This window comes from Paenibacillus endophyticus, assembly GCF_014192395.1.
Classification (GTDB): domain Bacteria; phylum Bacillota; class Bacilli; order Paenibacillales; family Paenibacillaceae; genus Pristimantibacillus; species Pristimantibacillus endophyticus.
Window position 1 is genome coordinate 61,374 of sequence record NZ_JACHXW010000003.1, and the last position, 18,156, is coordinate 79,529.

Below are 18,156 nucleotides of genomic sequence, written 5' to 3' on the forward strand. Positions count from 1 at the left end.
TAACAACTATTGTACACCAGAGTGTGGTTTTACACAAAATTTGGCGCAGCCGACTTCATGTGTTAATTGTTACTAAAGGAGCTAGCTATCTTGTTGTACAAGCAGCAATAACAAATAGACTGCGGGCTGGCTGGCTGCCTGCAGTCTATTTGTCGTTAGTTCATTCTTGTATGGGTATTGCCGCCTATTTGACTTATGAGGTGAAGAGCTCGATCAGCGACTGACTCATCTACCGTTGCCGTCAGCCTTCCGCTGGCAGGCAATCCGCTAACCTCAACTACGCGCAGCGCCTGCAGCTTTCTCCATGCCTCTTGAGCTGGTCCTTCGCCTTCGAAGGTCGCTTGAATTTCAATTTCACTCATTATGCCTGCTCATTGCGCGCGTCAGCTTCAGCAGCACGCTGGGCAGCTTTACGATCAGCTTCGTCCGCGAGCTCCTCAGAAAATTCTACATCTTCGTTTTTACCAACCGGCAAATTTCCGAAATTTTCTTTCTCCAAGCTGTTATGTTCCGTCATCGTTGATTCCCTCCGGTCTTGTAGATGTATGGTTCTCCTACCCGAATAGAATATGTTTGTCCGCCCTGAACTATACAAGCCGACAAAGAAAAAAAGGCGGACCGGGTTTGAACTGTGACCCGAAAGATAGACACTTTAAAAAAAGTGCCCATCTTTCGGGTTTTTGTGTTTAAATTAAATTTACTAAATCGAACGAGGGATACTAACATCATGACTAAACGTAGCTGTTTCACACCATCACAAATGAGATTACTTGAGTCTAATCCCAATGTCATTCACGTATCGGAGAAATCCATTTCATATACACCCGAGTTTAAACTTCACGCAGTCCAATCTTACGAGAGTGGCAGCGCACCTATGCAAATTTTCCTTGATGCTGGATTTGACGTTGTTGTCATCGGTACAAATAACCCTCATAAATGTCTAAACCGTTGGAGGAGCTCATATAGAAGCTACGGAGAGGAGGGATTGTTAATGGATCGCAGAGGCAGAGCTAGTACAGGCCGGCACACTTCTAAGGAGCTGACCCCAGAAGAGAAGCTTAAACGTGCTGAAGCTAAGATTAAGTTATTGGAAGTGGAGAACGAATTCCTAAAAAAGCTCGAAGCTCTAGAAAGGAAGGTGAAGCGCGATCGCTAACACCTTCTGAGACCTTTGAGCTCATCGAAGCTACTATTAGAAATTACAATATAAAAGGCCTAACCGGGTATTTATGCAACCTTGCAGGGGTAAGCCGAAGTGGATACTACCGGTGGGTAAAGGCGGAACCGTCAAGGCAAGAACGTGAGTACGCGGACGAGCAGGATTACGAACTCATTAAGGAACACTTCGTGGCTCTTAACGCTAAGGCGGGTGCCCTCACGATTAAAATGCATCTGGAACGGGAAGATGATGCTGTCATGAATCATAAGAAAATTCGAAGACTTATGCGCAAATATAACTTAGTTGCCAAAGTACGACAGGCAAATCCATATCGTAAACTGGCTAAAGCTACACAAGAGCATAGAACGTGCCCGAACCACTTAGATCGTAATTTTGATCAAGGAGAACCTGGTAAAGTGCTACTAACCGATATCACCTATATGCGTTACGGAAAAGGCCAATGGGCTTACCTTTCCTGTGTGAAGGATGGAGCGACGAAGCAAATACCTGCACATGTTGTATCCACATCCTTGGAACTCAGTATTGCAGAGAAGACGTTAGAGCAGCTGCTAAGTAGCTTAGATTACAACGTTCATCCGGATGCAATCTTTCATTCAGATCAAGGCATGCATTATACTCATCCACTATTTCAACAGAAAGTAAAACTTGCAGGTTTTAAACAATCCATGTCACGAAAAGGAAACTGCTGGGACAACGCGCCCATGGAGTCATTCTTTGGTCATATGAAAGATGAGATGGATTATGAAGACTGCCAAACCATAGAGGAGCTTCGTCAAAGAGTTAACGAATACATCCTAAAGTACAACACATCTCGCTATCAATGGGGGTTAAAAAAGATGACTCCTGACGAATACAGGAGCCATCTACTTTCGGCGTAACACTTTTTATTAAATGTCCACAATCGGGGTTACAGTTCAGTTATTCACCCCGGAACGCCTTTTTCATCTTATCGAATATGGATTCATGATGCTCTTGGTCCGTTGCTGCCGAATCGCCGCTCATACCGCCGAATTGACGCAGCAAATCCTTCTGATCGTCAGTCAAGCTTGTTGGCGTTACAATTGTAACCTTTACATGCTGATCGCCTTGGCCGTACCCGCGCAATTTCGGAACACCTTTGCCTTTGAGCCTGAAATAAGTTCCGGTTTGCGTTCCAGCCGGCACCTTGAGCTTAACCTTCTCCGTCAAAGTCGGAATTTCGATCTCATCGCCGAGCGCAGCCTGAACGAAAGTCAACGGCACCTCGCAATAAATATCGTCGCCTTCCCGTTCGAAGAATTCATGCGATTTCACGCGAATGACAATGTATAAATCCCCAGCAGGCCCGCCGCGCAAACCTCCTTCGCCTTCGCCTGTCATCCGGATTTGCGCTCCGTCGTCAACGCCCGCAGGAATGCGGATATTGATTTTGCGTTGGCGTTTCACTTTACCGGCGCCGTGGCAAGTTGAACATTTGTCCTTAATCACACGGCCGGTGCCGCTGCAGTTCGTACATGCACGGCGGTTAACCATGCGTCCAAACGGCGTGTTTTGTACAACTTCCTGCTGACCGCTGCCTTTACATACCGAACAGGTTTCAGGCTTCGTGCCGGGCTTAGCGCCGTCACCGTGACAAGTATCACAGGTTTCGGTACGCGGAATCGTAATTTCCGTTTCCTTGCCGAACACGGCTTCCTTGAATTCAACCGTCATTGTATATTGCAGATCATTGCCGCGCTGCGGTGCATTCGGATCACGACGTCCGCCGCCTCCCCCGCCAAAAAACATGTCGAAAATATCGCCAAAGCCGCCGCCGAAATCACCGCCGCCTCCGCCGCCCATGCCTTGGTTCGGATCTACATGGCCGAACCGGTCATAAGTGGAGCGTTTGCCATCGTCACTTAAGACGTCATACGCTTCCTTCACTTCTTTGAACTTCGTCTCCGCATCAGCCGCTTTGTTTACGTCGGGATGAAACTCCCGAGCGAGCTTACGGTAAGACTTTTTGATTTCGTCAGCCGAAGCATCTTTCCCGAGGCCGAGTATTTCATAATAATCGCGCTTGCTTGCCACCTGTTCTCACCTCCGCTATATATCCTATGATTCCTAGTGCAAAAACGCGCGAAAGGAGGTCAAAGCCAGGTAGCGCCTGTCTTTGACCTCTCGCTCGCTACTCTTTATTTATTGTCGTCAACCACTTCGTAATCGGCATCCACGACATTATCTTTACCTTTAGAAGGACCAGCATCAGGCTCTGCGCCTTCGCCTGCTTGCGCAGCTTGCTCATACAGCTTAACAGAAAGCTGTTGAACGATTTCCGTAAGCTCTTCAGCCGCTTTGTTGATTTGCTCTAGATCATCCGTTGCAAGCGCAGCTGTCAATTTTTCTTTAGCAGCGTTTGCTTTGTCGATTTCACCAGCGTCAACTTTATCGCCAAGATCTTTAATCGTTTTGTCAACGGAGTAGATCAATTGGTCAGCGTTGTTTTTCGCTTCTACAAGATCACGGCGCTTGCGGTCTTCTTCCGCGTTCAGCTCTGCGTCTTTCATCATTTGATTGATTTCATCTTCGCTTAGGCCGCTTGAAGAAGTAATCGTAATTTTTTGGCTCTTGCCTGTTCCTTTATCAAGCGCCGATACGTTAACGATACCGTTGGCATCGATATCGAAGGTAACTTCGATTTGAGGCACGCCGCGCGGTGCTAGAGGAATATCGTTCAGTGTAAATCGGCCAAGCGTTTTGTTGCCAGCAACCATGGAGCGCTCGCCTTGCAGAACGTGGATTTCCACGCCAGGCTGGTTATCCGCATAAGTGGAATACACTTGGGATTTGCTTGTAGGAATCGTCGTGTTGCGGTCGATCATCTTCGTGAACACGCCGCCAGCAGTTTCAATACCTAGTGACAATGGCGTTACGTCAAGAAGAACAACGTCCTTCACATCGCCTGTCAGAACGCCTGCTTGAACAGCTGCGCCAAGCGCAACAACCTCATCCGGGTTAACGCCTTTATGTGGATCTTTGCCGATCAATTTTTTAACCGCTTCTTGCACAGCAGGAATACGAGTCGATCCGCCTACAAGAACGACTTTGTCGATGTCGCTTGAAGACATGCCAGCATCGCTAAGCGCTTGACGAGTTGGTCCAAGCGTACGCTCAACCAGGGAAGCCGCTAGCTCTTCAAACTTCGCGCGAGTAAGACTGAGCTCCAAATGCTGAGGAACGCCGTCCACCATTGTAATAAACGGAAGCGAAATGGCAGAAGTCAGAACACCGGAAAGCTCTTTTTTCGCTTTTTCCGCTGCATCTTTCAGACGTTGAACTGCCGCTTTATCTTTGGAGAGGTCAATGCCTTGGTCTTTCTTGAATTCAGCAACGAGGTGATCGATGATCACTTGGTCGAAATCGTCGCCGCCCAGTTTGTTGTCGCCGCTTGTCGCTTTTACTTCGAAGAATCCATCGCCCAGCTCAAGGATGGATACGTCGAACGTACCGCCCCCAAGGTCATAGACAAGAATCGTTTGGTCTTCTGTTTTCTCAAGGCCGTACGCAAGCGCAGCAGCCGTTGGCTCATTGACGATACGCAATACTTCAAGGCCAGCAATTTTACCCGCGTCTTTTGTTGCTTGGCGCTGGCTGTCATTGAAGTAAGCTGGTACGGTAATAACCGCTTGTGTAACCGTTTGGCCTAAGTATGCTTCCGCGTCTGCTTTCAATTTTTGCAAAATAATTGCAGAAATCTCTTGCGGCGTATAGTCTTTATCATCGATTTTTTCTTTGTGGTTCGTACCGATATGGCGTTTGATGGAGCTAATTGTACGGTCAGGGTTTGTGATTGCTTGACGTTTTGCCGTTTCACCGACAACGCGCTCGCCATCCTTTTTGAAGCCTACTACGGAAGGTGTCGTACGGTTGCCCTCCGGGTTAGGAATAACAACGGCTTCGCCGCCTTCCATTACTGCTACGCAAGAGTTTGTTGTACCAAGGTCAATACCAATTACTTTACTCATAGCTATAGTTCCTCCTACATCGAATTGTATTTTGGTGGATCTCATTATGTTTGTTAATCATTATAGCTGTTTAGCTGCTTACTTTAACCATCGCAGGACGAAGCACCTTGTCTTTCAAAATGTAGCCCTTCTGCACTTCCTCAACCACGATGCCTTCCTCATGCTCATCAGATTCAACCTGCATAATAGCTTGATGGAAATCAGGATTGAATGGCTCGCCGACAACGTTCATCGCCTTAAGGCCTTCTTGCTCGAGTGTTTGCTCCAGCTGGCGGAATATCATATCCACGCCTTTCGCAAGCGATTCAAAATCGCCATTGACGGAAGCTGCGGCAACCGCGCGTTCAAAATTATCTACAACCGGAAGCAGCTGGCCGATTAGCTTCATCGACGCATACTGACCGAGTTCTTCTTTTTCCTTCAATGTGCGGCGGCGGAAATTATCAAAGTCCGCTTGTGCGCGCAAGAAACGCTGCTGATTTTCTTCCGCTTGCTTCACTAGCTCAGCATAGCGCGAGTCTGCTTCGAGAACCTCAACCTCTGATTCCTCGACAACCTGCTCCGATTGCTCAGCTGATACGGTTTCTTCCGCAGCCTCGGCCGCTTCATTATGTTGCTCTTTCGTACTCATGCAATCACCTCCTTAAAAGTTACGAAGTAAACGCGGCATCAAAAGCTTCGGCATAAAATCTATTTATACCAACGGCCAAGCAGCACCGCCATATCCTTGGAAATGATATCCAGCAGACTGATGACTTTGCCGTATTCCATTCGTGTGGGTCCTAGAATGCCGATCGTTCCCAGCGATTGACCATCAATGGCATAGGTTGCCGTAATTAAACTGCAGTCGCTAATTGCCTTATGGTCATTTTCTGTCCCGATACGCACTTGTATACCTGATGGCAGGCCGGTAAACATTTTCATTATGGCTGGCGTCTCATCAAGCAAATCCAAAATCGTTTTTACTTTGTCTACGTCCTTGAATTCCGGCTGGGTTAGCATGTTCGTCGTCCCGCCAAGGAAGATCCGGTGCTCATCTTCGTTTTGGAGCGCATGGTCCAGCACCTGAAGCAGCTGCTCATAATGCTCAACATGCCTCTCAAGCTCTTGCCCAACTTCAGTGTAAAGTTTCGACCTAAGACGGATGAGCGGAACGCCAACCAGCCTTGTGTTCAAAATGTTCACGACCTTCTCCATATCATCCATCTTAAGGCCTTCTGGAATAGAGATCGTTCGATTCTCAACATGCCCCGTATTCGTCACGATGATCGCCACAGCCGAGGTTTTATCCAGCGGTATCAATCCGAAATGCTTAAGCGACGTACTGAACATTTCCGGTCCTAGCAAAATAGATGTGTAATTGGTTAAATTCGACAAAATCATCGCCGTTTGCTGTATGACCTGTTCCATTTGGTTCATTTTATCCGTTACGAACGAACGAACCATACCAATGTCGTTTTCATCCACTTCGCTTAGCTTTACTAAATGGTCCACATAATAACGGTAGCCTTTTGTTGATGGGACACGTCCGGCTGACGTGTGCGGCTGCTCCAGAAAGCCCAGCTCCTCTAGATCCGCCATTTCATTGCGAATGGTTGCTGGACTGAATCCAACGTCTCCGCGCTTCGAAATACTGCGTGAGCCGACTGGTTCTGCCGAGCGTATATAATCATCCACGATCGCATGCAAAATCATCCGTTGTCGTTCCGTCAGCATTCGAATACCCCCTGTATAAATGTCAATTCCGTTATTACGGTTTCCCATCGTTAGCACTCAATACAATCGAGTGCTAATCAATACTACAAAAATACCAAACCAGCTTGTCGATTGTCAAGTCGGTTCGGCATTTTTGTGTGCCCATTTTCGTTATACTTTATGAACTCTGCCTGCTTCGTCTACGGCAAACTTCTCTTTCCGAACCCGAGTCTCGCCTTGATACAGCTCTACGGTCCGATTTGGAGCAGCCGTGTCATCTATAATCACTTTCCATCCGTTTGTGTTTAGCAGCGCAAATAACTCATCCAGCGACATCGCCTTAAAGCCGTAAAAACCGCTGAAGCCCGCCCATTTCTTAAGCAATACCGTTGTCACGTGCTGAAGCTTGTCTTCCACCGTTGTCACTTGATCTTTCTTTTCACTCATCGTTATTTCTCCTCTATATTACGATAAACACCTATAAAGACTATATACCAAAACGCAGCATTTTACTATTAATCTCGTTAGGCCCGCCAACTTTAACTTCACGGAACATGTAGTTGGCAGGACGTTAAAAACGACTAAGCCGTTGCTCTAGCCAGTGAGCAACGGCTTAATGGTTACGCTTATGTGCAAACCGTTGCAGCGCTGAGCGCTTCTAGTTCAGCATTTTTAGTACTGCAATCTCATCGCAAGCGAGCTGTTTTGGGCAATTCACGCAATCCTTCCATACTTTCTCCGGGAAGATCTCCTTCTCAACGACCGTAAAGCCATTTTTTTCAAAGAAAGCTACAGCGTATGTCAAAGCCATTATTTTCGGAATATGCTGTTCCCTAGCTTGCTCAATTAGTGCATCAACCAGCTTGCTGCCTATGCCTACGCCTTTATAGCCCTCTGACATTCCTAGCGAACGTATCTCTACCAAATCTTTGCCTAGTCTTGTTAAGGAGCCGCAGCCGACGACTTCTTCCCCAATCTCCGCTACAACGAATGTATCTATCATATATTCGAGCGCTTCCCGAGTGCGAGGCAGCATAATGCCTTTCTCGGCATAACCTTTAATGAGCTGAAACAAGGTTTCAATATCGTCCGTAGTCGCTTTTCTGCATACAACCTGTACTGCCTGCATTGTGCTTTCGCCTCCACCCGGTGCAAGTTCAAAATCAATATGAATAAATATACAACAAAACGTATTTTATCTCAAGATTATTTTATTCGGTGTATCCGATAAACGCTCCAAAAACTTCATTGCCAAGCAGTACGCCTTTGTCGGTCAAACGGTAGACGGTGTCATCGTCCGTTTTCTCCGCTTCCAGCAGACCATCTTCCAGCAGCTTTTGAATGACAGAACCAAACTTCTCTTCAAGCGTATGGCCTGCGAATTGCTTCGAGAAACGGGATGCGGGAACGCCTTCCAGCAGACGCAGTCCAACCATCATCAGATCCTCCATCGCTTCCGCTTCCGGCACCTCGAACTGCTCAAGGCGCGGCAGCTTCGCTGCTGCGGCCTCGATATACGGCGTAATGCCTTTAAGGTTTACATGACGCATTCGGTTGACGTAACCGTGCGCGCCAGCTCCCAGGCCGTAATACGGCTCATTGCGCCAATAGGTTGAGTTGTGGCGGCTTTCGTAGCCAGGCTTCGCGAAATTGCTAATCTCGTAATGTGCATAGCCGTTCGTTTTCAGCATATCCATGAGCAGGATGAACATATTAAATTCTTCTTCTTCCGGAGGAAGAGGCAGCTCGTTGCGCTCATAGAGCTTGTGGAACAGCGTATTCTCTTCCACCTTTAGACTGTAGATCGAATAATGGGGCAGTCCGAGCTCCATCGCTCTGTTCACGCTGTCTCTGAGCAGCTCAACCGTTTGGCCGGGCAAACCGAACATCAAATCAATCGACAGGTTGCTGAAGCCTACTTTGCGTGCATTCTCAATGCTGCGGTAAACATCATCCACATTATGAATACGTCCAATACGCTCAAGCAAGCCATTATCAAAAGATTGCACGCCGAAGCTGATTCGGTTCACTCCCCCTTCCTTCATCGCCGTCAATTTATCGATATCCGTCGTCCCCGGATTAGCTTCCATCGTAAATTCAACATGTGGTGCCAGCGGGAAATACTTGTGCACGGACTTCAAAAATCGTTCCATTTGAGGCGGTGTAAGCACGGTAGGCGTTCCGCCACCAACAAACACAGTATCAATTTCGATAGGCGGCCACTCCGCAACAGTACGTTCCATTTCCATTTCCAGCGCATCGAGGTACTGATCAACTGGCTGTCCCTTCAATACATAGGATGTAAAGTCACAGTAATGGCACTTATTTGTACAAAAAGGAATGTGTATATATAAAGCGCGCGGTGCCTGCATAATTGTCATCGTCATTTTCTCCTTCAAGCGTCAACGTCTGCCGTCCATCTGTTTTCACTCGGCACAGCCCACGCTTCGCATTGAAATCATCTATCGCTATCAACTGAAATAGAAAAGAGGGAGAGCTGCGCCCTCCCTCATCCTCGTACGTCTTAATCCTCGCCGATTTTGAGCACCGCCATGAACGCTTCCTGCGGTACCTCTACGCTGCCTACTTGTTTCATCCGCTTCTTGCCTTCCTTCTGCTTTTCAAGCAGCTTCCGCTTACGGCTGATGTCACCGCCGTAGCATTTGGCTAGAACGTTTTTGCGCATGGCTTTAACCGTTTCACGCGAAATAACTTTATTGCCGATAGAGGCTTGAATAGGAACCTCGAACATTTGGCGCGGTATGAGCTCTTTCAGCTTCTCGCAAATAACCTTCCCGCGCTGGTAAGCACGGTCACGGTGAACGATGACCGAAAGCGCATCAACCTGTTCATTGTTTAGCATGATATCCATTTTGACCAAGTTGGATCTGCGGTAGCCGCTGATCTCATAGTCGAACGAAGCATACCCTTTCGTGCTTGATTTCAGCTGATCGAAGAAATCATACACGATTTCAGACAATGGAACGTTGTAGGTAAGCGTTACGCGATTCGTATCCAAATATTCCATGTTCACGAATTCACCGCGTTTGTTCTGGCAAAGGTCCATAATCGCTCCAACATAATCGTTAGGCACGATAATGGCTGCTTTGACAAACGGCTCTTCTACGTAATCAAGCTTGCCTGCTTCCGGATAATTCGAAGGGTTATCGATCTCCATCGTTTCCCCATTGGTCAGCGTAATCTTGTAGATTACGCTTGGCGCAGTCGTAATAAGTGGAATATTGAACTCCCGTTCAATCCGCTCTTGAATGATTTCCATGTGAAGCAGCCCTAGAAATCCGCAGCGGTAGCCAAAGCCAAGCGCTGTCGAGGATTCCGGCTCATACCTTAGCGAAGCGTCGTTAAGCTCCAGCTTCTCCAGCGCATCGCGCAAGTCATTGTAGTCCTGCGTTTCAATGGGGTACAATCCGCAGAATACCATCGGGTTGATCTGGCGATAGCCAGGCAACCGCTCAGGCGCAGGGCGCTTCGCTTCCGTGACGGTATCACCGACCCGCGTATCCTTCACGTTCTTGATCCCTGCTACGACAAACCCTACATCGCCAACAGCAAGCTCTTTCACAATGGACATGCGAGGCATGAAGGCGCCCACTTCGATGACCTCAAATTCAGCTCCAGTTGCCATGAAACGAATCTTTGAGCCCGCACGGATGCTTCCATCCATTACCCTAACGTAGACGATAACGCCTTTGTAGGGATCATAATGGGAGTCGAAAATAAGCGCTTGGAGCGGCTTATCCGGATCTCCGGTCGGGGAAGGCATCTTCGAAACCACCTGCTCCAAAATTTCCTTAATGCCGATGCCGGCTTTCGCGGATGCAAGTACGGCATCGCTTGCATCAAGACCGATGACATCCTCGATTTCCTGCTTAACCCGTTCAGGCTCCGCGCTCGGCAAATCGATTTTGTTGATGACCGGAACGATCTCCAAGTTGTTGTCTAACGCCAAATAAACATTCGCTAACGTCTGGGCTTCAATACCCTGGGCAGCATCGACAACGAGCAGCGCCCCTTCGCAAGCCGCTAAGCTTCGAGAAACCTCGTATGTAAAATCGACGTGTCCAGGCGTATCTATCAAATTGAGTATATACTCGATGCCGTCATCAGCCGTATAGGCTAGTCGCACGGCTTGCAGCTTGATCGTAATTCCGCGTTCCCGCTCTAGATCCATTTGGTCAAGCACTTGCTCTTGCATCTCGCGTGATGTCAATGCGCCGGTAAATTCTAAAATACGGTCAGCAAGCGTTGATTTTCCGTGGTCTATATGCGCGATAATGGAAAAATTCCTGATCCTCTTTTGTCGGTCACGTACGTCAGTCATGCCTAACCCCCACAATTTCCAATAATGCTAATCATTCCTCCTATTATATCAGTTAAGGGGAATACCAGCAATGTTCATTATCATTTCGTCAATCCGTCAAAAATCGAAACGACCATCCGGATGCCTTCACTTGACATATTTTGCAGCAAACTGGAGGTCGAGTCGGCGATGCGGTTCACCGCAGGCTGATCGTTCTCTGCAGGCAGACCGGGCAATCTCTCGTTCACGCCAATCATGCCTTCATCTTCATAAGCAGAAGCGTCATCCGCACTACCGCCTTCCGCCATTTTCTTCAGCTCTTCCAGCTCCTTCTCGAGCTTGGCAATTTTCCGCTGCTGCTCCGTTTCAAAACCATCATCCGGCGTCTCCGCCTGCTGAGGTTCTTGCAGCTCCGTGTATTCCCCTCCGCCTTCAATCGGTCCGTATATCCGTTCAATGCCGCGAGAGGACACGTCGATCCCGTACAGAATAATAATCGCCAAGGCGCCGCCTATCAACGTCCATTTCATTCCATTTCTTCTCATGCACGTTCTTCTCCCTTCTCTCACGCTGTTTTCGCAGCAAGCACGGCTTAGCTGGCTTTGCCTTTGGCTGCCGCAGATGCCTTCTCTTCTTTCCAGTAAATATCTGCAATAACCTCCGCAAGCGCATCCGCGGTACGGTAAGATTCTTGAAGCGTGTTGTCAACGCCGCCTACTTCTATCAGAACATTATCCTCCGCAAGCGATTGATTGTATTCCGCATTGCCGGATGCAGCAGTTTTGCCCCAAATCCCGCGGGAGATGCCAGGGTATTTTTTGTCTAGAGCCTCGTGGATTTTAGTTGCAAAAGCTTCATTCTTTTGCCAATTCGGATTTTTATGTCCGATAATGAAATACACCTGCGCATAGCTTTTACCGCCAATATCAATCGTCGTATATTTTCTTTTTTGCGAATCGCGGTGAAGGTCAAAGAAAAACTTCAAATCCTTGCTGCTCGCAATCGCTTCCTTAACCGTTTTCATCGAATATTTGTAGGATAATTCCCATCTGTAATCTTTAATGGCAGTTGGGTAATCCGTGTCGGAATGCTGCGCACCAACCCCATTCGCCTCCAGCATTTTCGCTAGGCGCTTGCCGACCAGCGTAATATTTTTCGTGCTGGAATTCGGATCCTTCGACTTGTCGGTCAGCTCCGGATACCATGATTCACGGTTATGGGAATGATAGATGAACGCTACCTTGGCACCCCCAGTCGTCGGTTGCTCAACCCCGTTATCGGAAGGTTCCGCCGGCTTGTCTGTCGGTACCGGAAGCTTATCCGGTTCATTGTTCTCATCTCCATCCGCATCAGATACATCCGTGCCGTTGTCCGCATGAAGACCATCTATTGGATCATAGGTAATTGGTGTATTGTCCTCCGGCCCAACCGCCGTATCCGTTCCAATACCCTTACGTATGAGAATCGCATCGTTCGCGCTAAGTCCCGGCAGCTCGCCGGCAAGCAAGCTCATCGGATCGGATGGATTAATATCCGTCAAAGCGCGCATGAGCAGCACGCTGATCTGTTTGGTTGTGAACGACTCTGTTTCCAAGCCGCTTTGGAAAGCAGGCATTTCCATCTCTAGCATATCCCCAAAAAACCCGCTGGATACTGCCGCAGCGAATCCTTTCATTGAATTAACCGGCGAAGCCGTTGTTTGCTGATGCGCCATTCCCGCAACGCCGAGCAGAACAAAAAATACCATCGAGCAAAAAGAGAGCAATGCAAATGTGCGACCCGTCACCAGCAATTGCCTCATTCGTCTGCTCTCTCTCCCAATATCAAGCAGCATGATCTTCCGTTTCATAGGCTGTATAACCTCCACTTCTTAGGTTACTACTAATCTATGAGAGTCATTGACTTCATAGAACCTCATTTCATATGAACGATTTGGAATTGATAGAATTGCATTTTGAGATACACATTTTAAGATACACATTTTAAGATACATATTTAAAGATACACACAAAAAAAGCCGCCCCTCAGGCTAATGCCTATAGGAGCAGCTTCATATCTTGTTGATTAATGCGTATAAGCAGCCACGTTGCTCGAATCAACGGCTTCATGCAGCGAGGCATTGAGACCACTGGCGATAATATTGGCTATATCCTCGATAAATTCATCAATTTCTTTAGGTGTGACCAGAAGGTCATGGCCTAGCGGACTCAAAACTTCCCTGACTAATTGGAGACGCTCATTCTCCTCCATCTGGTTAACGAGACCCATAATATGATCCGAGTTCGCATTTTGCTTGTTGAAGTGGCTGCTCATCATCTCCAGCGTGTTATTGACGATCGTCGACGCATACACGACCGTCGGAACACCGATCGCAATGACTGGCACGCCTAGAATCTCCTTCGTCAGTCCTTTTCGCTTATTGCCGATGCCCGATCCAGGATGAATGCCCGTGTCCGCAATTTGGATGGTTGTATTGACGCGTTCAACCGCCTTGGAGGCTAAGGCATCAATCGCAATAATGAGATCCGGTTTCGTTTTCTCAACGATGCCATGCACGATTTCGCTGGATTCGATCCCAGTAATGCCGAGTACGCCCGGTGCGACTGCACTGACGGGACGATACCCAGGGGCAACCTGATCCGGCATTAGCTCGAAATAATGACGAGTTACCATCACATTCTCGACAACAATCGGTCCAAGCGCATCAGGCGTCACGTTCCAATTGCCCAATCCTACAATCAGCACGCGCGCGGTTTTACTAATCGAGAGCCTCTCAAGGAATGCTTCAAAATGCTTAGCGAACTGGGTGGCAACCCGATCCTGTAATCCAGTATCCCCATTTCGCAAGCCCGGCACCTCAAGCGTCACATAATGGCCTTGCATCTTTCCGATTGCTGCTGAGCCTTGCTCATTCTGAACATGCAGCTGTGTAATCGTAATGCCGTCATCCTCTGTCGTTTCGGACTGAATGCCCGGTATTGGCCCTCCACTTGGCGCTTCCGCCATCTCTTTCGCCTCTAACGCCAAATCCGTTCTGACACTGTATTTCTGCAAATCAAGCTCTTTCTCCACTGCTCATTCTCCCTTCAAGCGCAAGTTCTAAAGCTATTGTTTGCAGATGTATTAATTTCATACTTGGCAACCTGCCAAGTATCTTAGTGTGCTTGTTGCATGGAAGCTTCCGAAGCTATTGCTTTTTGGGCATTGGCATGATAATATATTTTAAGTTGTGTTGTCTAGGTTTATTATGTATGTAAACCGTTGTAAACAGTTTAGGAGGTGAATTCCATGCCAAATATTAAATCCGCGATTAAACGCGTTAAAACAAGTGAAAAGCGTCGTGCTTTGAATGCATCCCAAAAATCCGCACTTCGTTCGGCCGTTAAATCTGCTGACCAAGCTATCGCTGGCACTGATGTAGAAGCTGCTAAAGCAGCACTTATCGCTGCAACGATTAAATTGGACAAAGCAGCAACTAAAGGCCTGATTCATAAAAATGCGGCTTCCCGCAAAAAATCTCGTCTTGCTAAAAGACTTAATGCCCTTTCGGCTCAAGCCTAAGCAAGATATCTGCCTGCGAGGCTAATTTATTCTTTGGATAAACTTGCCTCGCTCGGCGCCAAAAAGCTTCACTGCCTTTCAATAGGCGGTGAAGCTTTTTTTGCATGTCGGAAAAACACAAGTGTAAACGGCTGTTGCCGTCCTCTGGCGGCTAAGCTTACGTTTCGCGTAGAAATATAGAGAAAGTTGGCGAAATGATATACTTTCCTATATTTTAAAAAAGGCGCTAAGCGCCTTTTTCCATGCTGAGTGAAAGCAAATATAGCTCTAGGCCGAGCGTTTTGTCAATCGCACCCGTTTTCATTTGATAGTCAAGGTCGGCAAGCGAAGCTAGCAGCCTGCCCAACCGTGGAATCTGAAACTTGCGGCTTTTCTCCGCTGCAAGTTTCACGGCATATGGATGCAGTCCTAATTGGCCAGCCATTTGCTGGGGCGAATATTGATGCTGCTCCAGCTCCTTAATTTGCAGCATAATCCGCAGCTGCCTGGCAATTAAAGCGGCAATTTTAATCGGCTCCTCGCGCCGTACAAGCAATTCTCTATACAGCCGAATCGCTTTATCGATTCGAAGCTCAGCTATCGCGTCGATAAGCGCAAACACATCCTCTTCAACGGTTGCTGCAGTCATTAGCGCGGCAGTCTCCACATCGATTGTACCGCCTGAGCCTACGTGCAGACAGAGCTTGTCCACTTCTTGCGATAACTGCTGCATATTGGCGCCGGCTCGCGAGAGAAGCAGTTCGGCTGCGTCAGGGGAGAGCGTTCTTTTTTGATCTGCTGCCCGCTTGATCATCCATTGCTTAAGCTGTGCGGCATCGAGCTCTGGGAATGGCACCAAAGCATTGCGGTCCTTTAACGTCTTGACAAGCTTGCGGCGCTCATCCAGCTTCTCTGCATTCACCGAAAAAACGATAATCGAAGTCTCAGATGGATACTCCATATATTGAATCAGTTTTTCGGGACGGTGCTCGAGCTTGCCGCCTTCTTTGCCTCCGGCACACAGCAGCGTTGCATCTCGAATCAAGATAAGCTTGCGCTGCACGAAAAACGGAGAGGTTTCAGCTTCAAGAACGGCTTCCTCGATTGATGTTTCTGCCGTATCAAATTTCACCATGCCAAGCTCCCGCTCGTCTGCAGAAAACATAGCTTCGGTAAGTGCGTTGATAAATTGCTGCAACCGATATCGGTCTTTCCCATAAAGCACATAAACAGGCCGAAAACGACCACCTTTTATTTCCTTCAATGCTTCCTTCGCATCCATGCCCTCACCTCGTCACCAGTCTACACATTTAAACGGCAACAAAGGGATGAGCCGTTTATAGGCCTCATCCCTTTGCCGAACATCTATATAAACATTCGCAGGCAGGCCCATGGTGCCGCCCTGCGAATGGTCATACGACGTTATGGCTTTGTCGTAGACACTCTCTATGCTGATACTATACGCATTAGCGGAAGAATGTGTGCATACTCCTCATAAATCTAACGCCTGCCTTCAGCCTAATGCGCGGCTTTCTTCTCGGTAAGCGTGGCGATATCAATCTCATATTTCTCAATTGCCCCGTTTTCGACATGAACCTCATACGCGAGTAGCGCACTGTCAGCGGACCATACCAAATTCAGCAGCTCACCGTTTTTTCGAGGCGTTGTAAAAACAATGCTTTGGTCAGCCTGTGCGATGACGTCGATTTTGAAGTTGGCTGCTTGCACGCCATATTTCCCGTCGGGTGAGATGATGGCAGGCACGGCCGTGTTTTCGAAGTCGCCCTGCTCCTTCTCTCCCGCAGATCCGTCGGACGAATTCGAAGTGCCTCCTGCTGTAATGCCTTCTTCGACAGATCCGGTACCTCCCAATGTTCCTTCACCGCTTGGGCTATCTGCATCGATAGAAGAAGGCAGATCATCCTTCATAGTCTCTTCGTTATTTAGCGAATCGGTTTCCATAACATCGGAGTTTTTTTGAACATCCACTGTTTCTGTACTGACCTCTCCGGCGCCCTCTTCTGCTGACTGGTCCGATTTCAAGGCCATTCTCAACGGCGCTTCTTGAGCCGTATTGGCTGCCGAATCATCCGAGGAGCTTGCCGTAAACATTTTGGCTTTGAGATCCGGTGCCATATCTGTTTTGTACGTAACTAGAAACAGTCCGGCCACGATCCCTGCCGCGATTACACCGCTCATTACACGGATGGAAGGCCATTTGCGTATACGTTTAGCGCGGCGCGGTGTCAATTCTGTCACCTTTGAAACTACTGGAACCGTTTCCTCTAACTGGTCAAACCGTTCCATTTGTTCAAGCTGCGGCATGATAGCATCAACTAGGCTATAGCTCGGTATGACTTTGGGCAAACTGGTAAGCTCGGCGGATAATAACTGTAACCGCTCGAACATGGCTGCACAGTCCGGACACTGTCTCGTATGGCTCATCAAGACGTCAAGCTCAGAATCACTGAGATCGTCGTCTAGCTGTCTTTGCATTAATTCCATCACCTCTTGACAATTCATCCCCGGACACCACCTTTCTGATAATCATGGAGTAACGTCTGCAGCTGTTGCCTAGCTCTGAATAAATAAGATTTCACCGTATTGAGCGGCAAATCAAGCGAATCTGCAATTTCATTGTAAGAGAAATCCTGCAAATATCGAAGGACGACGACCGCGCGATGATGCTCAGGAAGCTTATCGATCGCGGCTTGAATGTCTTTGACAGCATAAGCAGACATTACCTCGTCCTCCACGTTCTGTTTTTCGTGGAACACCATGTCGTGCTCATCTATGGAGACGGTCGGTTTATTTCTCCGAAACTTATCAATGCAAATGTTTGTTACAATACGTTGAATCCATGTCTTGAATTGGGCTTTTTCCTCGTACGAGCCTATTTTTGTGTAAATGCGGATGAGCGCTTCCTGCGCAGCATCAAGCGCATCCTGTTCATTATTTAATATATAATAGGCTGTCCGATAAACATGCGTTTCAATCTCTCGCAAAAGAGTAATTAAAGCGTCGCGATCTCCCGACTGAGCGGCTCTTATGAGCTCTGGCTCCACCACGAAGGATCCCCCTCTCTTGCAACCATTCTGACGAACTGGTTGCGGTAAAAGTTGCAGATTAGTAAGAAAATTGACTATATTTTTTTTAGTAACAATTGCCAATGTCATTTATATTATCGAATGGATTTTTTAACCTGCATAATTAACGGATTTATGATAGCAATTCCCCAAACGCTTCCCATTCTGAAGCATCCGTATAAACTCCACATTAAAGGATACCAAATTTCTAGTACTCCGTATATAGATTGCCATGGATTGCTCTGGTACGAAGCAATACGGCAAATCTATTGATGCAAACAAATTTCACAACTCTAGCACATCCAATATTCCTTAATGTATACCTGAAAGTATCGTCAGCGCAACCTC

At 47.7% G+C, this 18,156-nt stretch carries 18 protein-coding genes; 2 read left to right on the forward strand and 16 right to left on the reverse strand.

Features of this window, described 5'->3' with window-relative positions:
• Positions 1-155: 155 nt before the first annotated feature.
• Both FHS16_RS05750 and FHS16_RS05755 read right to left on the reverse strand, forming a co-directional pair.
• Positions 156-362: a hypothetical protein gene (locus FHS16_RS05750; RefSeq protein WP_183559847.1), complete on the reverse strand. Its 207-nt coding sequence runs from the start codon at positions 360-362 to the stop codon at positions 156-158.
• Positions 362-517, reverse strand: a complete 156-nt coding sequence (locus tag FHS16_RS05755; protein ID WP_183559849.1) for a YfhD family protein — start codon at positions 515-517, stop codon at positions 362-364. The genes FHS16_RS05750 and FHS16_RS05755 overlap by 1 nt, the downstream gene beginning before the upstream one ends.
• A gap of 210 nt (positions 518-727) precedes the next feature.
• On the opposite strand from FHS16_RS05755, the gene FHS16_RS05760 reads away from it, so the two are divergent.
• Positions 728-2,058, forward strand: a protein-coding gene (locus FHS16_RS05760) for an IS3 family transposase (RefSeq protein WP_246431625.1) whose coding sequence is annotated in 2 segments (ribosomal slippage) — positions 728-1,100 and positions 1,100-2,058 — 1,332 coding nt in all. Because the reading frame shifts where the segments join, the coding sequence is not laid out codon by codon here.
• Positions 2,059-2,098: 40 nt separating this feature from the next.
• On the opposite strand, the gene dnaJ is transcribed toward FHS16_RS05760, so the two are convergent.
• The 11 genes from dnaJ to gpr all read right to left on the reverse strand — a co-directional run bounded on the left by dnaJ (position 2,099) and on the right by gpr (position 14,188).
• Positions 2,099-3,232, reverse strand: coding sequence for a molecular chaperone DnaJ (dnaJ, locus tag FHS16_RS05765; protein ID WP_183559851.1), 1,134 nt, complete (start codon positions 3,230-3,232; stop codon positions 2,099-2,101).
• A gap of 104 nt (positions 3,233-3,336) precedes the next feature.
• Positions 3,337-5,166, reverse strand: a complete 1,830-nt coding sequence (gene dnaK, locus FHS16_RS05770; RefSeq protein ID WP_183559853.1) for a molecular chaperone DnaK — start codon at positions 5,164-5,166, stop codon at positions 3,337-3,339.
• A 70-nt stretch (positions 5,167-5,236) separates the two neighbouring features.
• Positions 5,237-5,797: a nucleotide exchange factor GrpE gene (grpE, locus tag FHS16_RS05775; RefSeq protein WP_183559855.1), complete on the reverse strand. Its 561-nt coding sequence runs from the start codon at positions 5,795-5,797 to the stop codon at positions 5,237-5,239.
• Between the two features lie 59 nt (positions 5,798-5,856).
• Positions 5,857-6,882: a heat-inducible transcriptional repressor HrcA gene (gene hrcA, locus FHS16_RS05780; RefSeq protein WP_183559857.1), complete on the reverse strand. Its 1,026-nt coding sequence runs from the start codon at positions 6,880-6,882 to the stop codon at positions 5,857-5,859.
• A 150-nt stretch (positions 6,883-7,032) separates the two neighbouring features.
• Positions 7,033-7,308, reverse strand: a complete 276-nt coding sequence (locus FHS16_RS05785; protein ID WP_183559859.1) for a hypothetical protein — start codon at positions 7,306-7,308, stop codon at positions 7,033-7,035.
• A gap of 211 nt (positions 7,309-7,519) precedes the next feature.
• Positions 7,520-7,990, reverse strand: a complete 471-nt coding sequence (locus tag FHS16_RS05790) for an N-acetyltransferase (protein ID WP_183559861.1) — start codon at positions 7,988-7,990, stop codon at positions 7,520-7,522.
• A gap of 82 nt (positions 7,991-8,072) precedes the next feature.
• On the reverse strand, positions 8,073-9,242 hold the full coding sequence (gene hemW / locus FHS16_RS05795) for a radical SAM family heme chaperone HemW (RefSeq protein WP_183559863.1): 1,170 nt from the start codon (positions 9,240-9,242) through the stop codon (positions 8,073-8,075).
• 143 nt (positions 9,243-9,385) lie between these two features.
• Positions 9,386-11,203 carry a translation elongation factor 4 gene (lepA, locus tag FHS16_RS05800; RefSeq protein WP_183559865.1) on the reverse strand — a complete coding sequence of 606 codons (1,818 nt, stop codon included), beginning with the start codon at positions 11,201-11,203 and terminating at the stop codon, positions 9,386-9,388.
• 80 nt (positions 11,204-11,283) lie between these two features.
• The gene (locus FHS16_RS05805) at positions 11,284-11,727 is read right to left on the reverse strand and encodes a hypothetical protein (RefSeq protein WP_183559867.1); all 444 of its coding nucleotides are present in this window, start codon (positions 11,725-11,727) and stop codon (positions 11,284-11,286) included.
• Between the two features lie 47 nt (positions 11,728-11,774).
• The gene (gene spoIIP / locus FHS16_RS05810; protein WP_183559869.1) at positions 11,775-13,031 is read right to left on the reverse strand and encodes a stage II sporulation protein P; all 1,257 of its coding nucleotides are present in this window, start codon (positions 13,029-13,031) and stop codon (positions 11,775-11,777) included.
• 215 nt (positions 13,032-13,246) lie between these two features.
• Positions 13,247-14,188, reverse strand: coding sequence for a GPR endopeptidase (gpr, locus tag FHS16_RS05815; protein WP_246431648.1), 942 nt, complete (start codon positions 14,186-14,188; stop codon positions 13,247-13,249).
• A gap of 282 nt (positions 14,189-14,470) precedes the next feature.
• Here gpr and rpsT point away from each other — a divergent pair, with 282 nt between their 5' ends.
• Positions 14,471-14,743 carry a 30S ribosomal protein S20 gene (gene rpsT / locus FHS16_RS05820; RefSeq protein WP_054024194.1) on the forward strand — a complete coding sequence of 91 codons (273 nt, stop codon included), beginning with the start codon at positions 14,471-14,473 and terminating at the stop codon, positions 14,741-14,743.
• 226 nt (positions 14,744-14,969) lie between these two features.
• Here rpsT and holA read toward each other — a convergent pair whose 3' ends face one another.
• From holA to FHS16_RS05835, 3 genes are all read right to left on the reverse strand, one after another.
• A complete protein-coding gene (gene holA / locus FHS16_RS05825) occupies positions 14,970-16,004 on the reverse strand; it encodes a DNA polymerase III subunit delta (RefSeq protein ID WP_183559873.1) in 1,035 nt (344 codons plus the stop codon).
• A gap of 236 nt (positions 16,005-16,240) precedes the next feature.
• Positions 16,241-17,245, reverse strand: coding sequence for a zf-HC2 domain-containing protein (locus tag FHS16_RS05830; RefSeq protein WP_312890784.1), 1,005 nt, complete (start codon positions 17,243-17,245; stop codon positions 16,241-16,243).
• The gene (locus FHS16_RS05835) at positions 17,242-17,790 is read right to left on the reverse strand and encodes an RNA polymerase sigma factor (protein ID WP_053376850.1); all 549 of its coding nucleotides are present in this window, start codon (positions 17,788-17,790) and stop codon (positions 17,242-17,244) included. Before FHS16_RS05835 ends, FHS16_RS05830 begins: the two co-directional genes overlap by 4 nt.
• Positions 17,791-18,156 lie beyond the last annotated feature (366 nt).

What these genes read in the sequence shown, in the direction of transcription:
- hrcA (WP_183559857.1), bottom strand. Translation starts at nt 6,882, where the DNA reads ATGCTGACGGAACGACAACGGATGATTTTGCATGCGATCGTGGATGAT.
- grpE (WP_183559855.1), bottom strand. Translation starts at nt 5,797, where the DNA reads ATGAGTACGAAAGAGCAACATAATGAAGCGGCCGAGGCTGCGGAAGAA.
- FHS16_RS05750 (WP_183559847.1), bottom strand. Translation starts at nt 362, where the DNA reads ATGAGTGAAATTGAAATTCAAGCGACCTTCGAAGGCGAAGGACCAGCT.
- FHS16_RS05790 (WP_183559861.1), bottom strand. Translation starts at nt 7,990, where the DNA reads ATGCAGGCAGTACAGGTTGTATGCAGAAAAGCGACTACGGACGATATT.
- spoIIP (WP_183559869.1), bottom strand. Translation starts at nt 13,031, where the DNA reads ATGAAACGGAAGATCATGCTGCTTGATATTGGGAGAGAGAGCAGACGA.
- rpsT (WP_054024194.1), top strand. Translation starts at nt 14,471, where the DNA reads ATGCCAAATATTAAATCCGCGATTAAACGCGTTAAAACAAGTGAAAAG.
- hemW (WP_183559863.1), bottom strand. Translation starts at nt 9,242, where the DNA reads ATGACAATTATGCAGGCACCGCGCGCTTTATATATACACATTCCTTTT.
- holA (WP_183559873.1), bottom strand. Translation starts at nt 16,004, where the DNA reads ATGGATGCGAAGGAAGCATTGAAGGAAATAAAAGGTGGTCGTTTTCGG.
- FHS16_RS05785 (WP_183559859.1), bottom strand. Translation starts at nt 7,308, where the DNA reads ATGAGTGAAAAGAAAGATCAAGTGACAACGGTGGAAGACAAGCTTCAG.
- gpr (WP_246431648.1), bottom strand. Translation starts at nt 14,188, where the DNA reads ATGGCGGAAGCGCCAAGTGGAGGGCCAATACCGGGCATTCAGTCCGAA.
- FHS16_RS05830 (WP_312890784.1), bottom strand. Translation starts at nt 17,245, where the DNA reads ATGAATTGTCAAGAGGTGATGGAATTAATGCAAAGACAGCTAGACGAC.
- dnaK (WP_183559853.1), bottom strand. Translation starts at nt 5,166, where the DNA reads ATGAGTAAAGTAATTGGTATTGACCTTGGTACAACAAACTCTTGCGTA.
- lepA (WP_183559865.1), bottom strand. Translation starts at nt 11,203, where the DNA reads ATGACTGACGTACGTGACCGACAAAAGAGGATCAGGAATTTTTCCATT.
- FHS16_RS05805 (WP_183559867.1), bottom strand. Translation starts at nt 11,727, where the DNA reads ATGAGAAGAAATGGAATGAAATGGACGTTGATAGGCGGCGCCTTGGCG.
- FHS16_RS05755 (WP_183559849.1), bottom strand. Translation starts at nt 517, where the DNA reads ATGACGGAACATAACAGCTTGGAGAAAGAAAATTTCGGAAATTTGCCG.